Annotated in this window: 12 protein-coding genes; 9 read left to right on the top strand and 3 right to left on the bottom strand. The window is 63.9% G+C overall.

Features of this window, described 5'->3' with window-relative positions; all coding sequences use genetic code 11:
• Nucleotides 1–35 precede the first annotated feature (35 nt).
• Entirely contained in the window at nt 36–2,570 is a 2,535-nt protein-coding gene (locus tag DX923_RS07065; protein WP_116116207.1) for an FtsK/SpoIIIE family DNA translocase, read from the bottom strand.
• A gap of 409 nt (nt 2,571–2,979) precedes the next feature.
• Nucleotides 2,980–4,665 carry a ribonuclease J gene (locus DX923_RS07060; RefSeq protein ID WP_116116206.1) on the bottom strand — a complete coding sequence of 562 codons (1,686 nt, stop codon included), beginning with the start codon at nt 4,663–4,665 and terminating at the stop codon, nt 2,980–2,982.
• 413 nt (nt 4,666–5,078) lie between these two features.
• Here DX923_RS07060 and DX923_RS07055 point away from each other — a divergent pair, with 413 nt between their 5' ends.
• The 5 genes from DX923_RS07055 to DX923_RS07035 all read left to right on the top strand — a co-directional run bounded on the left by DX923_RS07055 (nt 5,079) and on the right by DX923_RS07035 (nt 9,804).
• Nucleotides 5,079–5,870: a thymidylate synthase gene (locus tag DX923_RS07055; protein ID WP_116113703.1), complete on the top strand. Its 792-nt coding sequence runs from the start codon at nt 5,079–5,081 to the stop codon at nt 5,868–5,870.
• Complete coding sequence (locus DX923_RS07050) at nt 5,867–6,391, top strand: dihydrofolate reductase (protein WP_116113701.1); 525 nt, start codon at nt 5,867–5,869, stop codon at nt 6,389–6,391. Before DX923_RS07055 ends, DX923_RS07050 begins: the two co-directional genes overlap by 4 nt.
• Nucleotides 6,388–6,990 carry a GNAT family N-acetyltransferase gene (locus tag DX923_RS07045; RefSeq protein WP_116113700.1) on the top strand — a complete coding sequence of 201 codons (603 nt, stop codon included), beginning with the start codon at nt 6,388–6,390 and terminating at the stop codon, nt 6,988–6,990. Before DX923_RS07050 ends, DX923_RS07045 begins: the two co-directional genes overlap by 4 nt.
• A gap of 326 nt (nt 6,991–7,316) precedes the next feature.
• Nucleotides 7,317–9,593, top strand: a complete 2,277-nt coding sequence (locus DX923_RS07040) for a carbon starvation CstA family protein (RefSeq protein ID WP_116113698.1) — start codon at nt 7,317–7,319, stop codon at nt 9,591–9,593.
• A 4-nt stretch (nt 9,594–9,597) separates the two neighbouring features.
• Nucleotides 9,598–9,804, top strand: coding sequence for a YbdD/YjiX family protein (locus tag DX923_RS07035; protein WP_116113697.1), 207 nt, complete (start codon nt 9,598–9,600; stop codon nt 9,802–9,804).
• Between the two features lie 81 nt (nt 9,805–9,885).
• On the opposite strand, the gene dapB is transcribed toward DX923_RS07035, so the two are convergent.
• Complete coding sequence (dapB, locus tag DX923_RS07030; RefSeq protein WP_116116205.1) at nt 9,886–10,638, bottom strand: 4-hydroxy-tetrahydrodipicolinate reductase; 753 nt, start codon at nt 10,636–10,638, stop codon at nt 9,886–9,888.
• A 149-nt stretch (nt 10,639–10,787) separates the two neighbouring features.
• Here dapB and DX923_RS07025 point away from each other — a divergent pair, with 149 nt between their 5' ends.
• From DX923_RS07025 to DX923_RS07010, 4 genes are all read left to right on the top strand, one after another.
• Nucleotides 10,788–11,195, top strand: coding sequence for a hypothetical protein (locus DX923_RS07025; protein ID WP_116113695.1), 408 nt, complete (start codon nt 10,788–10,790; stop codon nt 11,193–11,195).
• Between the two features lie 110 nt (nt 11,196–11,305).
• A complete protein-coding gene (locus DX923_RS07020; protein ID WP_116113693.1) occupies nt 11,306–13,009 on the top strand; it encodes an NAD(P)-binding protein in 1,704 nt (567 codons plus the stop codon).
• Complete coding sequence (gene nifJ / locus DX923_RS07015; RefSeq protein WP_116113691.1) at nt 13,009–16,578, top strand: pyruvate:ferredoxin (flavodoxin) oxidoreductase; 3,570 nt, start codon at nt 13,009–13,011, stop codon at nt 16,576–16,578. The genes DX923_RS07020 and nifJ overlap by 1 nt, the downstream gene beginning before the upstream one ends.
• Before the next feature lie 3 nt (nt 16,579–16,581).
• Nucleotides 16,582–17,601: a dihydroorotate dehydrogenase-like protein gene (locus DX923_RS07010; protein ID WP_116113689.1), complete on the top strand. Its 1,020-nt coding sequence runs from the start codon at nt 16,582–16,584 to the stop codon at nt 17,599–17,601.
• The last annotated feature ends 52 nt before the right edge of the window (nt 17,602–17,653 follow it).

The raw sequence follows: 17,653 nt of genomic DNA, 5'->3' as shown, positions 1-17,653 counted from the left end.
CGGATCAGGACCCCTGAGCCTGCTCCCTCGACGGATCAGAGCCCCCCGCTCTGGGGGACAGGCTCGGGCTGGGCAGCATTGGACGCCGGAATCTCCTCCCCCTTGATCATCGCTACGGTCGCGGGGAGATCATCCGGTTTGATCAGCACGTCACGGGCTTTGCTGCCTTCGGAGGGGCCGACGACCCCGCGGGTCTCCAAGAGATCCATGAGCCGTCCGGCCTTGGCGAAACCGACCCGCAATTTGCGTTGCAGCATCGAAGTCGACCCGAACTGGCTGTTCACGATGAGCTCGGTCGCCTGCAGGAGCAGTTCGAGGTCGTCACCGATCTCTTCATCGATCTGTTTACGTTCGGCCTGCACCGTGACGTCCTCGCGGTACGTCGGCTTCAGCTGTTCCGTGACATGGCGAACGACCTGGTGGATCTCGGACTCGGTGACCCAGGCACCTTGCACTCGCATCGGCTTGCTGGCTCCCATCGGCAGGAACAGGGCATCTCCTTGCCCGATGAGTTTCTCCGCGCCGGGCTGGTCCAGCACGACTCTGCTGTCGGCCAGCGATGAGGTCGCGAAGGCCATACGTGAAGGCACATTCGCCTTGATGAGACCGGTGACGACGTCGACGGACGGCCGCTGGGTCGCCAGCACGAGGTGGATTCCTGCGGCTCGAGCGAGCTGAGTGATCCGGACGATGGACTCCTCGACGTCACGAGGCGCCACCATCATCAGATCTGCGAGCTCGTCGACCACCACCAGGAGGTACGGATAGGGCTGGATGACCCGCTCCGATCCTGGTAGGGGCTTGACCTTGCCAGATCTGACGGCCTTGTTGAAGTCGTCGATGTGCTTGTAGCCGAAGGCCGCCAGATCGTCGTACCGGGCGTCCATCTCCCGTACCACCCATTGCAAAGCCTCCGCGGCCTTCTTCGGGTTGGTGATGATCGGGGTGATCAGGTGCGGGATGCCGTCGTAGGCCGTCAGCTCGACCCGTTTGGGGTCGACCAGGATCATGCGGACCTCGTCAGGGGTGGACCTCATGAGCAGTGACGTGATCATCGAGTTGACGAAACTGGACTTTCCCGCCCCGGTGGCACCCGCCACGAGAAGGTGGGGCATCTTGGCGAGATTGGCGATCACGTAGCCGCCCTCGACGTCCTTGCCGACACCCATCACCATGGCGTGCTGGTTGTTGTGCGCCACCTGACTGCGCAGGACGTCGCCGAGGCTCACCTTTTCGCGGTCGGTGTTGGGAATCTCGATCCCGATCGCCGACTTGCCTGGAATCGGGGAAAGGATGCGCACATCGGCTGAAGCCACCGCATAAGCGATGTTCTTGGACAATGCGGTGACTCGCTCGACCTTGACGCCCCCGCCCAGTTCGACTTCATATCGGGTGACCGTCGGGCCCCGGGTGAACCCGGTGACCCGGGCGTCGACCCCGAACTGGTCGAGGACACCGGTGAGCGCTTCGACGACCCGGTCGTTGGCCGCGCTACGTGACTTCGGTGGGGTCCCTGGTTCCAGGACGGCAGGGTCCGGGAGTGTGTAGGTCACGTCCCCCGCCAGGGCGAGCTGTTCTACCCGCTGGGGCAAGGGCGCGGTGATCGGCGCGGGCAGCTCCGTCTTCTCCGCAGGAACCTGCGGTCGAGGCTGCTCCGGAGGCACCGCAGGTGCCTGGCTGGCTGCAGTGGCCGGGGTGCCGGCTGCGGGACGACGTCGTTCAGGACGGCTGACGTTCTGGTCAGACTCTGGAACTTCCTGGTCCTCCTCGGCACGACGCCGGTTCCGGAGAAGACGTGCTGAACGGTCACGGTGGACCTCGGCTGCTTGGAGGAAAGCCTCGTCGCCGTCCCGTCCGCCGGGAAGATCAGGGTCGGGTTCGCCACGACGCCGACCTCCGAGTCGAACTCCGGCCGGGTGCGGACGACGAGAGACTTCTTCGATGGGCAGCCCGAACAACCGGTGATAGGCGGTGTTCAAACGTTCAGGAATCCGATGTACCGGAGTCGCGGTGACGACCAACATGCCGAAGAAACCCAGCAGCAGGAGCAGCAGCACTGCACCCCAGGTCGTGAGGCCTACCACCAGGGGGGCGGAGACGATGTAGCCGAGCATCCCGCCGGCGTCACGGACTGGCTCGAACCCGGTCGTGGGCACCGGAACTCCAAAGCTGGCATGCACGATGCCACAGGCGGAGAGCCCGAGTGCGCCGATACCGATGCCGATCCTGTTGGTTCCGTGGATGTCGTCCGGGCGACGTAGCACCCGGACCCCCATACCGACGAAGAGGACCGGCAGGACGAAGGCAACCCGGCCGAAGGTGCCCGCGACCACGGCATGAATGAGATCGCCGAGCCCTCCTGGCAGCCCCCACCACTCCCGTGCCGCGACGACAACAGCCAGCGCGATGAGCAGCAGCCCTCCGCCGTCCCTGCGGTATTCCGGCTCCAATGCGGCGGGTTTGGCGCTTGCCCTCGCATTCGTCCCGGAAGCCCGGCCTGTCGAACTCTGTGTCTTGTTGCCCGTGCGTCGCACGGTCTTCCCCGCCACCTGTGCTACTCCCGTCCACATCCCACGCAGCACCCGGACAGGCACTGCCGCGCTACTCCTCCGAGTCGAGGAGCCCCCGCTGTGCGAGGTGGGTCGTCCGGACGTACGGTTCTTCGCTCCCGGTCCACGGCCGGCCCGGGGTCTGCCCGACGGGTCGTGGGCGGACCGGGAACGGTTCGGGGACGAGGCACGCTTCACCACGATCGAAGGCTAGGTGAGAAGAGGGACATCGCCGTGTCGGCGCGCCGACAAAGTTCGCCCCGATCCTTCGTCCAAAGCCTCGACCTGCGTTTTCATCGCAACGACGACCATATAAAGAATCCACATTAAACATCGTTGTTCAGATTGCTCAAAACAGATGGGAATTCTGCAGACCACCCCGGATGCACCTGGAAATTACCTGGACGACTCGGGTGCACCCGGGGATGGATCAGACCTCGACGACGACGGGGATGATCATCGGGCGACGACGCAATTTTCCGCCGACAAACGAACCGACCGTTCGTCGAATCAGCTGCTGCAACTGGTAGGTGTCCACGACACCCTTACCCATGGCGTCCTCGACGGCCTCCACGATCAAGGGGGACACTTTGCGGAAGGTCTCCTGATCCTCGGCGACACCGCGCGACAGGATCTCCGGTTCCGAGGAGACCTTTCCCCTGCTGGCATCGACGGCGACGATGACGGTGACGAAACCCTCATCCCGCAGAATTCGACGGTCCTTCAACAGGGCTTCGTCGGTCGCACCGACTGAGGAGCCGTCGACGTAGACATATCCGCAGTCCACCGCACCGGCGATACGGGCCAGGCCGTCGACCAGGTCGACAACGACACCGTTCTCGGCCAGAACGACCCGGTCGCGGGGAACCCCCGTGGCGATGGCCAGTGCACCATTTGCCACGAGATGCCGCCACTCCCCGTGGACGGGCATGACATTTGTCGGACGGACGACGTTGTAACAGTAAAGAAGCTCACCGGCGCTGGCGTGCCCGGAGACATGCACCTTGGCATTCCCGCGATGCACCACCGTGGCACCGAGTCTCATCAATCCGTTGATCACCCGATAAACGGCATTTTCATTTCCAGGAATCAAGGAGGAGGCAAGGATGACGGTGTCCCCTTCCCCGACCTCGATAGCGTGATCCCGGTTGGCCATACGGGAAAGCGCCGCCATCGGCTCTCCCTGCGATCCGGTGCAGATGAGCACCTGTTCATCGTCAGGGAAGTCGCGAAGCTTACGAACGTCGACCACGGTGCGACCGGGAACGCGGAGATAGCCGAGTTCTTCGGCGATGGTCATATTGCGCACCATCGATCGACCGACGAAAGCTACTTTGCGGCCGAATTCTTCTGCCGCATCGAGCACCTGCTGGACACGATGGACATGGGAAGCGAACGAGGCGACGATGATCCGCCGATCCGCTTTCTCGAAAACAGTTTCCAGCGCCGGGTAGATGTCCTTCTCCGGCATGGTGAATCCGGGCACCTCGGCATTGGTGGAATCGGTGAGGAAGAGGTCCACCCCCTCTTCGCCGAGCCGGGCGAACCCCCGAAGGTCCGTGACCCGCTTGTCGAGCGGCAGCTGGTCCATCTTGAAGTCACCGGTGTGCAGTATGAGACCTGCCTCGGTACGGATCGCCACGGCCAAGGCATCGGGAATCGAGTGGTTCACCGCGAGGAACTCCAGGTCGAACCCGCCGACCGTGGCCCGTTCTCCCTCGACGACCTTCCGCAGCACCGGTTTGATGCGGTGCTCCCGGAGCTTGGCCTCCAGGAGCGCAAGCGTCAGATTCGACCCCAGCAGAGGGATGTCCTTGCGCAGGCGCAGGAGGTAGGGCACTGCGCCGATATGGTCTTCGTGCCCGTGGGTGAGAACGACGGCCTCGATGTCGTCGACTCGTTCCTCGATGTAACCGAAGTCCGGCAGGATCAAATCCACTCCGGGCTGGTGGTCGTCGGGGAAGAGAACTCCGCAGTCGACGATGAGAAGTTTGGAGTTGTACTCCACGACTGTCATATTGCGTCCGACCTCGCCCAGACCACCGAGGGCGACGATTCGGACGCCCGACGGCGCAAGCGGTTCGGGTGCAGTCAGTTCGGGGTGGGGATGGCTCACGTGATTCGGGCTCCTGAGGATGTGGCGGAGGAACAGGACATTCCCCTTCACGGTATCGCCGATGGGCACCTCAGGGCACTGCCGCCCATGGATCGACCTGGTTCCTCTTCCACAGACCCTCGTCGAGGAGAAGTGTCCGGAAGTTCGCTGCGCAGGGCCCGTCGACGCTGTCCGCGCGATAGCAGCGCCACGAGCCTCAGGCTTTCTGACGTGGACGGCAGCCGTGGCGTCACCCGCTCGGGGGTCCGGATGGCGCCACGACCACCTGATCCATCCTGAATCGACGAGCGGGCGATTCGCAGACAACGCCACGCCACTGTGATGGGCATCACAACTCACCCCCGTAGCTCGGAACCGGCCCGCCCCGGCAAGCCTGAACAACCTGCCGACCGAAGGCCCTAGGCTTCTTCCCTGTGCAGGCCTACCACGATCTCCTTCGACGCATCCTCGATGAGGGAACGCCCCGCGACGACCGGACCGGAACCGGGACGCTCGGAGTCTTCGGACACCAGATGCGTTTCGACCTGTCCGCAGGGTTTCCCGTACTGACCACCAAGAAACTACATCTGCGTTCGATCGTGGGTGAGCTCATCTGGTTCTTGCGCGGCGACACCAATGTGCGCTGGCTCCAGGAGCAGGGCATCACGATCTGGGACGAGTGGGCGGACGTCGACGGCGAGCTCGGCCCGGTCTACGGACATCAGTGGCGCTCCTGGCCCACCCCGGACGGGAACAGCATCGATCAGATCACGAAGGTGATCTCCGCCATCCGGTCCGATCCGTACAGCCGACGACACATCGTGTCCGCCTGGAATGTCGCCGAAGTCGACTCGATGGCGCTCCCCCCATGCCATGTCCTCTTCCAGTTCCACGTCGACAGAGGGCGATTGTCCTGTCAGCTCTACCAGCGCAGCGCAGACGTCTTCCTCGGCGTGCCCTTCAACATCGCTTCTTACGCGTTGTTGACCCACATGGTCGCCCAAGCCACCGGGTTGGAAGCCGGTGATTTCGTCCACACCCTGGGAGATGCCCATCTGTACCTGAATCATCTGGATCAGGCCCGGACCCAGCTCGCACGTGAACCCCGACCCCTGCCCACGCTGGAGCTCGCTCCTCGGGAACGACTGGAGGACCACTTGATCGAGGATGTCCGCCTGGTCGGCTACGACCCACACCCGACGATCAAGGCACCGATCGCGGTATGACCCACACCAGGACTCCCCAGGCCCTCGACGGCGAGCAGATCGTGCTGGTCGCGATGATCGCCGCGAACCGGGTGATCGGAGACGGGCAGGACCAGCCCTGGCATCTGCGTGAGGACCAGCAGCGTTTTCGTCGGTTGACGATGGGGCACCCGCTGATCATGGGCCGACGCACCTGGGCGGCGATCGGCCGCCCTTTGCCCGGTCGCCCCGCCGTCGTCCTGAGCAGGGACACCGAGTGGTCCGCCGAAGGCGCTACTGTCGCCCATGACCCGGTGGCGGCGCTGGAGGCTGCCCGTGCGCTGCCCGGATCCGATCACATCATGGTGATCGGAGGTGGGGAGATCTACGAAGCTTTCCTCCCCCTCGCGACCCATGCCGAAGTAACCGAGGTCGATGCGGAAGCCTCCGGTGAGATCCATTTCCCCGTGCTCGAACCATCCCAATGGGCGGAGACCGATCGTGATGATCGTTTCGCCTTCGCTTTCGTCACTTATCAACGTATAGCGAGGCCTTGTCGATGAGTGTTCCGCTCCCCTTCCCCCGCCGTCGCGCCACCGCAGAACCGACCGGGCTCGTGGCTTCTCGTTCGACTGTTCGGCAAGCCAACCCGGACGACGCCGAGGCGGTCGGAGCGGTCCAGGCAGATCTGTGGGTTGGCGCCTTCACCGATGTCCTGCCGGCCGAAGCCCTCGCCCTGTGCACCCCTGAGTCCTTCGCTCAGGCCTGGCGCTCCTCATTGTCCGCCCCGCCGTCGGCCGACCACCTGCTCCTGATCGCAGCGGAGGACGAGAGCATCGTCGGTCTAGCGGCGGTGGCGCCGGGCGACGAACCGGACCTGGATGCCACCGAGTTGCTCCTGTTCGGCGTCGTCGAACGTCATCGGTGCCGGGGCCACGCCAGCCGGCTGATGGCTGCCGTGGCAGAGAGTGTCGAGCAGCGGGGCGGTGATCTACTCATCAGCTGGGTTCTGATCGGACATGAGGAGATGCGGGCCCACCTCCAGGGAGCGGGTTTCGTTGCCGATGGCGCCCGCCGGGAACGCGTGGTCGACCCCGAGGGACGGACGGTGACCGAGGTGCGTCTCGTGGTGTCCCTGCGGACAGGTTCTCCCCTTCGGTGAGGCCTTGCCGCGCGTCAGGCTCGACGGAGCCGATGCTGCTCTCCGCTTTGCCTGTGCTTCACGTCAAGCCCGCGTATATCACTACTGACCTTCTCGCGGAAAGAATCACCATGAAAAGATTCCCGATGTAGCGGTACTTCCGGTCCATGGTGGACAGGCCAGAATCATTCTCCCTGAGTCGAATACACTCCCATAACTACTCAGGGGAGAGTATTCGTGCAGGTCACCACCGTCTAACGGTCGGCGATTCTTTGCGCGATGCGCTTCCCGGGGCTGACACCCATGGGTAACTTGCCCGTGTTCTAGCACCCATCGAGGAGCCGACAATGAGCGTCGACACCGTGACGGAGGCCAAGGTCCGGAACGACCCTGCGCTACCTCCGATCGCTGTGAACGAGCCTTCGCGTCTGACGCGGAAGACCCGAATCTACCTAGCCGTCTGTGCCGTCCTGGCCGGAGTCGGCTGGATCATGATCGCCCTCGTCCGTGGAGAGGAGGTCAACGCCCGATGGTTCGTCTTCGCCGCTGTCGGAAGCTATCTGATAGCGCTGCAGTTCTACGCGCGCTATATCGAGCGCAAGCTCCTCCAACCCGATGACGCCAGGGCCACCCCGGCTGAAAAGTTCGACAACGGCAAAGACTTCATGCCGACGGATCGGCGGGTCCTCTTCGGACACCACTTCGCCGCCATTGCTGGCGCAGGTCCGCTCGTCGGCCCCATCCTCGCCTCCCAAATGGGATACCTGCCTGGAACGCTATGGATCGTTTTCGGCGTGATCCTCGCCGGCGGCGTTCAGGACTACATGGTGCTGCACTTCTCAATGCGCCGAAACGGCCGGTCCCTTGGGCAGATGGCCCGGGAAGAACTCGGCCCCATCGGCGGCTGGGCAGCCATCATCGGCGTACTGACCATCATGATCATGCTCATCGCAGTACTCGGCGTTGTCATGATCGGTGCGCTGGCCGAGTCCGCCTGGGCCCTCTTCTCCATCGCCTGCACCATCCCGATCGCTCTGTTCATGGGTGTCTACCTGCGCTACCTGCGTCCAGGTGCGGTGAACGAGATCTCACTGATCGGTGTCGTCCTGCTGGTCATCTCGATCGTGGCCGGCAAGTACGTGGCAGACTCCTCCTTCGCGCACTACTTCATCCTGGACAAGCCGACCCTGGCCATCATCATCGCGCTCTACGGATTCGCGGCCTCGGTCCTCCCGGTGTGGCTGCTCTTGGCTCCCCGCGATTACTTGTCGACTTTCATGAAGGTCGGCACGATCGTCCTGCTCGCCGTGGGCATCGTCGTGGTCGGCCCCACCATCCAGATGCCATCCGTGACCAAGTTCGCCGAAAGCGGCACCGGACCTGCTTTCTCCGGCGGGCTCTTCCCCTTCTTGTTCATCACCATCGCCTGTGGTGCGGTCTCCGGGTTCCACGCCCTGATCAGCTCCGGCACCACACCGAAACTGATCGAGAAGGAGAAACAGGCCCGGATCATCGGCTACGGCGGCATGCTCACCGAAAGCTTCGTCGCGATCATGGCCCTGGTGGCTGCCTGCACCCTCGACCAGCATCTGTACTTCGCGATGAATGCACCCGGTGGGCTCACCGGAGCGCCCGACCCCGCGAAAGCAGCGGCCTACACCAACGGACTGGGCCTGGTCGGCCCCGGCGGCGCGCCCCTGGGTTCCGTCGATGCCTCGATGTACGTCGACGCCGCCAAGCAGGTCGGCGAGAGCACCATCATCTCCCGAACAGGTGGCGCACCGACCCTGGCCATGGGCATGGCCGATGTCATGCACCAAACCCCCTTGCTCAACCTGCTGGGTAACAAAGCCTTCTGGTACCACTTCGCGGTGATGTTCGAGGCCTTGTTCATCCTGACCACCATCGATGCCGGCACCCGAGTCGCCCGGTTCATGTTCTCCGACGCGATTGCACACATCCCCGGGATGAAGCGTTTCGCCGACCCCTCGTGGAGAGTCGGTGCTTGGGTCTGCTCGGCCATCGTGGTGCTCGGGTGGGGCGGCATCCTCTACATGGGGGTGACCGACCCGCTGGGCGGCATCAACACACTGTTCCCACTGTTCGGCATCAGTAACCAGCTGTTGGCCTGCATCGCCCTGTGCGTCGTCTTCGCCATCGTCTGCAAGAAGGGGATGTTCAAGTACTCCTGGATCCCTGGACTGCCGTTGTTCGGCTTGTTGATCGTCACGCAGACCGCTTCGTTCCAGAAGATCTTCTCCTCCGACGTGAAGCTCGGGTACAACGCGGTACGACAAGCAGCGATCAAGGCGAAGGAGTCCGGAGCCCAGAGCTTCCAGACCGCCAAGACACCGGAACAGATCGACCAGGTGATCTTCAACTCCAGCATCCAGCTGGGCCTGTCGGTCATCTACGCGCTACTCGTCCTCATCGTCTTCGCCACCACCATGTGGGTGGTTTGGAAGGCCTTCCGTGCAGGCGGAATGCCGACCAGTGAGGAGGAGTCCACCCCCAGCAAGATCTTCGCTCCGGCGTCCTTCCTTCCCACCCCGTTGGAGAAAGAAGTTCTGGCGGAGTGGAAGGCAGCAGGCCTCGACCCCACGCCCACCCGCGGTCATCATTGACGTCATGAGCCGTGACAGCCTCGCACGTATCCGACGTGTCACCGGAGCTTTCCGATGGTGGTGCAACGGGGTGACCGGTGCCGACGCCTACGACCGTTACGTCGATCATCTGCGCAGGCACCATCCCGACGCATCGGTCCCCACCAAACGACAGTTCTGGCGGGACAAGTACGACGAGATGGAACGCAACCCGAAATCCCGGTGCTGCTGATCGGCACCGAAGCACGCATGGTTGAGGGCCCCGCCACCGATGTGGCGGGGCCCTCAACCATGCGTGCGGCCGACCCGGAGGTCAGCTCAGGCCCAGGTAGTGCTCCAAGCCGATCGTCAGGCCCGGGTGCGAGCGAACTCCACGGACGCCTTCCAGCACGCCAGGCATGAAGCTGACCCGGTCGAAGCTGTCGTGCCTGATCGTCAGCCCCTCGCCCTCAGCACCGAAGAGCACTTCCTGATGCGCGATGTACCCGCGCAGTCGCACCCCGTGCACGTGGATCCCCTCGACCTGGGCGCCGCGAGCGCCGTCCGGATCCTGCGTCGTCGCATCCGGTACCGCGCCCAGCCCGGCGTCCTTCCTGGCTGCCGCGACGAGCTCAGCGGTTCGGGCAGCCGTCCCGGAAGGTGCGTCCACCTTCTTCGGATGGTGCAATTCGACGATCTCGACGGACTCGTAGAAACGTGCTGCGGTCCTGGCGAAATTCATCATGAGGATCGCGCCGATCGCGAAATTCGGCGCGATGAGCGCGCCGGTTCCTTCGGGCGCTTCGGAAAGCTGCTTGCGCAGCACGGCGAGACGTCCTTCGTCCCACCCGGTCGTCCCGACGACCACGTGAACTCCCCGTTCCAGACAGTGAGCCACATTTCCCGGAGCCGCGTCCGGGACGCTGAACTCGACCACGACCTCGGCTCCTGCGAGATCACCGAGCTGGTCCCCGACATCGAACCGGCCAACAAGTTCCAGGTCAGGAGCCTCTTCGACCGCCTGACATACAGTTGATCCCATGCGTCCAGAAGCGCCGATGACAGCGACTTTGATGCTTTCACTCACCCGCCCACAGTAGACGCCGATGGCTGTGGGCCGAGCTTGGCCGTCACCGGTCGGCGTAAATTCGGGCACCGTGAACAGGAAGGAACGAAGCAGACCTGTGAAGCGTTCCCACATCGACCTCGTCCTCAACCCACGATCGGAGACTGCTCATGCCGAACCGGCACGGCCCTCCCCCTGACCTCACCGAACTCGATGATCCGGACCTTCGGCGGTTCGCCGAGGAACTCGGCAGGCTCTGGCCCACCGTTGAACCGCTGGTGACTCCCATGGACGAAGCCAGCCACGACGATTTGTACGCCTTCATGGTGAAGGCCTCGAAAAACGGGCGCATCAGCGCCGAGACGGTCTGTTCCGCCGCACAGGTCCACGGTGACCTCGGCGCATTGCGCGCCGGATGGACCCATTTCACTCCGGGGCAGAAAGCCGTGCTGAATGCGGCCACGGCCTTCGTGCTGGAGAAGAGCGGCGCGGCTCCGGGTGCACCGGCTTGCCCTGCGGGCTCCCCCACTGATCGTGTTCTCTCGGCCGCAGTGCGGACCTTACTGAACCGCAACTGATCTCGCGTTCGAGGAGCAGTTGAAGCCACCGGGCGGAAGGTCCCTCCTCGGGGTCTCAACATAGGGCTACGATCCCTCTGTCTGTCGTCGACCCACAACGAGGTGTGTCAATGCCCCCGCTACGCCGTGACATCACCCAGCTGCCCGACCTCCGCCAGGCCTCGGGACGAGTCGCCCCCGTGCGCTCCCGTATGCCGGTGTACGTCGACCTTCTTCCACCGTGCAACAACGCCTGTCCAGCAGGGGAGAACATCCAGGAATGGCTTCGGCTCCTCAAGAACGGGGATCCGTACGCGGCCTGGGTGGTCCTCACCCGGGACAACCCTTTCCCGGCCGTCCACGGACGCGTCTGCTACCACCCCTGTGAGAGCAGCTGCAACCGAGCTGACCTCGACAGCCCCATCTCCATCCATGGCGTGGAACGTCACCTCGGAGACCTTGCGCTAGAAGAAGGATGGCGTTTCCCGGAGCCGCCGCCGGCCTCTGGACGTCGGGTCCTCGTGGTCGGGGCCGGGCCTTCCGGGCTCTCCGCCGCCTACCACTTGGCCAGGCGCGGCCACGAAGTCGAGATCCACGACAGCTCCCCGCAACCGGGCGGCATGATGCGCTACGGCATCCCCGAGTACCGCCTCCCCCGCAGCGTGCTCGACAGAGAAATCGTCCGACTGACAGACATGGGGATCCGCATCGTCACCGACCATGTGGTCAAGGACCTCCTCACCGAACAGAAAACAGGTGGCTTCGACGCCGTCTTCGTCGCCATCGGCGCACATCTGTCCAAACGAGTCGATCTGCCCGCACGAGATGCCGAGAAGGTCGTCGACGCAGTCAGCTTCCTCCGCACCGTCGCCAGCGGAGAACGCCCCATCATGGGACGTCGCGTCGCCGTCTACGGTGGCGGCAACACGGCCATGGACGCGGCCCGCGTTGCCCGTCGGCTCGGAGCCGAGGAGACGATGATCGTCTACCGTCGCACCAAGGAACAGATGCCGGCGCACGCCGAGGAAGCCACCGAAGCCGAACGCGAAGGCGTACGGATGAACTGGCTGCGGACCATTACCGAAGTCGATGACGACCTCACCGTCGAGATCATGGAACTCGACGAGAACGGCAAAGCTCGCGGCACCGGACGCTACGAGAAACTGGCAGCCGACACCGTCATCCTGGCTCTCGGTCAGGAAGCCGACAGCGGTTTCCTCCGCTCGATCCCAGGAATGCGCTTCGACGGCGACATCGTGCAGGTCGACCCGACCACCCTGATGACCGATGTCCCCGGGATCTTCGCCGGTGGAGACGCCGTTCCCTCTGAACGCACCGTGACCATCGGCGTCGGCCACGGCAAACGAGCCGCTCGTACGATCGATGCCTGGCTGAACTCCTGCCTCGGCCAGCGCCCTGACAAACATCCTGTCGTCCACCTCGACGACCTGCATCTGTGGTACTTCGGCGACTTCGCCCGCCGCGCCCAACCCGAGCTGGACCCCGATACCAGGATCGGCGCCTTCGACGAGGTCGTCGGCGGGCTCGACGCCGAACAAGCCGTCTTCGAAGCACAACGATGCCTGTCCTGCGGCAACTGCATCGAATGCGACGGCTGCCTCGGATCCTGCCCGGAACATGCCGTCATCAAGCTCGGACGAGGGCACCGCTACCGCTATGACTACGACAGATGTACCGGCTGCGGCACCTGCTACGAACAGTGCCCGGTCCACGCCATCGAGATGGTCCCCGAAGGTCGGCCTGATCGTCCCCTGACCGGCCCAGGACAAGGACCCACCAGCGCTGACGACGTACGCCAGGGAGGTCTGCTCTGATGACAACCGCGATCATCGACGGCAACGAAGCCGCAGCATCGGTGGCCTATCGCCTTAACGAACTGTGCTCGATCTATCCGATCACCCCCAGCTCCACGATGGCCGAACTCGCCGACGAATGGTCGGCACACGGCCGAACCAACATCTGGGGAACCGTCCCCACCGTCGTGGAGATGCAGTCCGAAGGCGGTGCAGCCGGGGCCACCCACGGCGCGCTGCAGGCCGGAGCCCTGTCGACCACGTTCACCGCCAGTCAGGGGCTGCTCCTGATGATCCCCAACATGTACAAGATCGCCGGGGAGCTGACCAGCGCCGTCATCCACGTCGCCGCACGATCCCTGGCGACCCAAGGGCTGTCCATCTTCGGTGACCACCAGGACGTCATGGCCGTGCGGCAGACCGGCTGGGCCTTGTTGGCCAGCGCCTCCGTGCAAGAGGCACACGACATGGCGCTGGTGGCTCAACTGGCCACCTTGCGATCCCGGGTGCCCTTCATCCATTTCTTCGACGGTTTCCGTACCAGCCATGAGCTCAACACCTTGCAGATGCTCTCGGACGACGACCTGCGCACGCTGGTACCGGTCGAACTCGTGCGAGCACACCGGGAACGTGCCCTCTCACCGGAACACCCCTTCATCCGTGGAACGGCGCAGAACCCGGACACCTATTTCCAGTCCCGAGAGACCGCCAACACCTTTTACCAGGAGACGCCGGCGATCACCCAGGACGCGATGGATCAGTTGGCGACGCTGACCGGACGCCGTTACCACCTGGTCGAGTACTTCGGTGCCCCTGATGCCGAACACGTCGTAGTGATCATGGGCTCGGGCGCTGAAACGGTCATCGAGACCGTTGAGCATCTCGCCGCGGATGGGCAGAAGGTCGGAGTGCTCCGGGTACGCCTGTACCGGCCTTTCCCCACCGAAGAGTTGGTAGCAGCACTCCCCCAGAGCGTTCGCCGGGTCGCGGTGCTCGACCGTACGAAAGAACCCGGGTCCATCGGCGAGCCGCTCTTCCTCGACGTGCTGGCAGCGCTGGGTGAGGCCGTCTCCCGCGGTCGACGAGCGGTGATGCCCTTGGTCACCGGAGGACGCTACGGGCTGTCCAGCAAAGAATTCACTCCAGCGATGGTTCAAGCGATCTACGCCGAACTAGCAGGTGAAGAGCCGCGTCCCAGGTTCACGGTCGGGATCACCGATGACGTCACCCACCTCTCCTTGGAGGTCGGCCCGGAGCCGGACATCATGCCTGCGGGCACCGTGGGAGCGGTCTTCTACGGGCTGGGCAGCGACGGCACCGTCGGAGCGAACAAGAACACCATCAAGATCCTCGGCTCGCAGGAGGGCACCTTCGCCCAGGGGTACTTCGTCTACGACTCCAAGAAATCCGGCTCACGGACCGTCTCACATCTACGGTTCGGCCCGAAACCCGTCCGGGCACCCTATCTAGTACGCCAGGCCGGCTTCGTGGGCTGTCATCACATGTCGATCGCCGAGCGGGTCGACATCCTGGAGTTCGCTCAACCCGGTGGCACCTTGCTGTTGAACGCACCGTATCCGCCGGAGGCGCTCTGGGCACAGCTGCCTCGTCCTCTCCAGGAAGGCATCCTGGAGAAGGGCCTGCGTTTGTACTGCATCGACGCAACCGAGGTCGCCCGGGAGGCCGGGCTGCCCGGGCGCACCAATACGGTGTTGCAGACGTGTTTCTTCGCCATCTCCGGAGTGCTTCCCGCCGAAGAAGCCGTCTTGAAGGTCAAGGAATCGATCCGGAAGACCTACGGCCGCCGGGGCGCAGAGGTCGTCGCTCGTAACGAGGCCGCCGTCGACGCCGCAGTCAATGCTCTGCACCGCGTCGAAGTACCTGGGCAAGCCATCGGTGAGAAAACACTCATCGCGCCGGTCCCGGCCGATGCACCCGGTTTCGTCCGGGAGGTCACGGCGAAGATGTTGATCGGACGCGGCGATGACCTCCCGGTGAGCGCGCTTCCGGTCGACGGCACCTACCCCAGCGGAACCACGGCGTACGAAAAGCGGAATATCTCAGAGACCGTGGCCGTGTGGAGCGACGAGGACTGCATTCAGTGCGGTAACTGTTCGTTGGTGTGCCCGCACGCGGTGCTACGGGCCAAACGTTTCCGTACCACCCATCTCGAAGGTGCCCCAGCATCCTTTGTCTCTGCTCCCTTGAATGCTGCCGGAATCCCCGGTGAGCGGTACACCCTTCAGGTGTACGCCGAGGACTGCACCGGCTGCGGGCTGTGCGTCGAGGCCTGTCCTGTCACCCCGATCGATCGTCCGAACCGGCGAGCGATCAATGTTGAACCTGTCCGGGACCGGGAACCCACCAAAGCCAATGTGGCCTTCTTCGAATCGATCCCGGTGAATACGCGCAGCAAGGTCGATTTCGGCACCGTGCGAGGCATCCAGTACCTCGAGCCACTGTTCGAGTTCTCGGGCGCATGTAGCGGGTGCGGTGAAACCCCGTACGTGAAGCTCCTGACACAACTCTTCGGGGACCGCGCAATGGTCGCCAATGCCACGGGGTGCTCATCGATCTACGGCGGAAACCTCCCCACGACACCGTGGACGAAGAACACCGAAGGGCGTGGACCGGCGTGGAGCAACAGTCTCTTCGAGGACAACGCCGAATTCGGGATGGGTATGCGTCTGGCTGCGGATCTGCAGGCCGGGCTGGCCAGGCAACGCCTATCGGCGCTGCGCGAGGAGATCGGCGCCGACCTGGTCGATGCGATTCTGGAGGCGCCTCAGGCCCGGGAGAACGAGATCCATGCCCAACAGGCGCGGGTCGCCGAGCTACGACAGCGCCTGGCCGATACGGACGGTGTCGCCGTCAAGGACCTGGTCTCCGTCGTCGACCATCTGGTGCGCAGGTCGGTCTGGATCGTCGGTGGCGACGGCTGGGCCTATGACATCGGCTCCGGAGGCCTGGACCATGTCCTGGCCTCCGGTCGAAATGTCAACGTGCTGGTCATGGACACCGAGGTCTATTCGAACACCGGCGGGCAGAGCAGCAAATCGACACCTTTAGGTGCGGTGGCCAAGTTCGCGGCAGCAGGAAAGACCACCGCGAAGAAGGACCTGGCTCTACAGGCGACCGCCTACGGACACGTCTACGTCGCTCGAGTCGCCATGGGCGCAGATCCGCAACAGACGCTGAAAGCCTTCCGCGAAGCGGAAGCATATGACGGACCTAGCCTGATCATCGCGTACAGCCACTGCATCGCCCACGGCATCGATATGCGCAAGGGCCTGGACCAGCAGTACAAGGCGGTGAGTTCCGGACATTGGCCGTTGATGAGGTACAACCCGATCCTGCGGATGGAAGGACGTAATCCCTTCCTGCTGGACAGCCCCCGCCCACGGATCACTTTGCGGGACTATCACCGGGACGAGCTGCGCTTCCGGATGCTGGCCGGAGCAGACCCCGCCGAGGCCGACCGCCTGCTGGAACTGGGGCAATCCCAGGTGGCTCGCCGCTGGGACGAGTACGAAAAGATGGCGACCCGCGAAGCCGAGGCCTTCGCCGCAGATGCCCGGAAGGAGAGCTGAGCAATGGCAGACCTGACGACCCGCTATCTCGGACTTGAGCTGAGCAATCCGGTGGTCGCCTCGGCCGGGCCGCTCAGCCAGAGCGTGGAAGGCGTCCGCAGACTCGCCGATGGCGGAGTAGGCGCAGTGGTCCTTTTCTCGCTCTTCGAGGAGCAACTGCGCCATGAAGCAGCCCGTGACCTCGTGCTGGAAGAGCTCCACGAGGAGTCCTTCGCGGAGTCGCTGTCCTATTTCCCCACGGTGCCCAGTAATGACTCCGGCCTGTCGACCCGTTATCTCCATCTCCTGGAGGAGTCGTCCAAGGCGGTCGAGATCCCGGTGATCGCTTCGTTGAACGGCTCCACCATCGGCAGTTGGGCCGATTTCGCCCGCCAGATGCAGGACGCCGGAGCTGCCGCAATAGAGTTGAACATCTACCTGGTCCCTGGAGACCTAGACGTGGATGGTCGACTCGTCGAAGAACGACATGTGGAGATCCTCAAACGGGTGAAAGCAGCAGTATCGATACCGGTTGCGGTGAAACTCTCACCGTATTTTTCCTCCTTCGGGTCGGTGGCGCTCCGCCTGGACCAGGCCGGCGCGGACGGGCTGGTGCTCTTCAACCGGTGGATCCAGCCGGAGATCGACATCGAATCGGTGACGGTTGAATCTGGCCTGGTGCTCTCGTCGCGTTCGGAGGCACGGCTCCCGCAAACCTGGATCGCAGCCCTGCGCGGCCGAGTGAGCGGGTCGTTGGCGGGGACGACCGGGGTGGAGAGCGCTGATGACGTCGTTCGTTATCTGCTGGCCGGAGCAGATGTCGTGATGTCGACCTCTGCCTTGGTCCGCGGCGGTGAGTCGTCCGCAAAGGATCTGATCAATGGCTTGGACACCTGGTTGAACCGTAAAGGTTTCCCCTCCGTCGACTCCGCCCGTGGTTTGCTGTCCGTCCCGGTCGATGTCGACACGAGCGGATACGGCAGAGCCGGCTACGTCTCGGCCCTGGAAAAAGCCAAACGCACCTACGGGCGGGTGGAGGCCTGACCGAGTAACAGCTAGCCCACGGACCGGTGATCGTCGTGGCCCAAGTGTGCAG

The sequence above is a fragment of the Austwickia chelonae genome, from assembly GCF_003391095.1.
In the GTDB taxonomy this organism is placed as follows: domain Bacteria; phylum Actinomycetota; class Actinomycetes; order Actinomycetales; family Dermatophilaceae; genus Austwickia; species Austwickia chelonae_A.
Note: the sequence above shows the minus strand (reverse complement) of the source record. Positions and strands in the feature narration are given on the sequence as shown.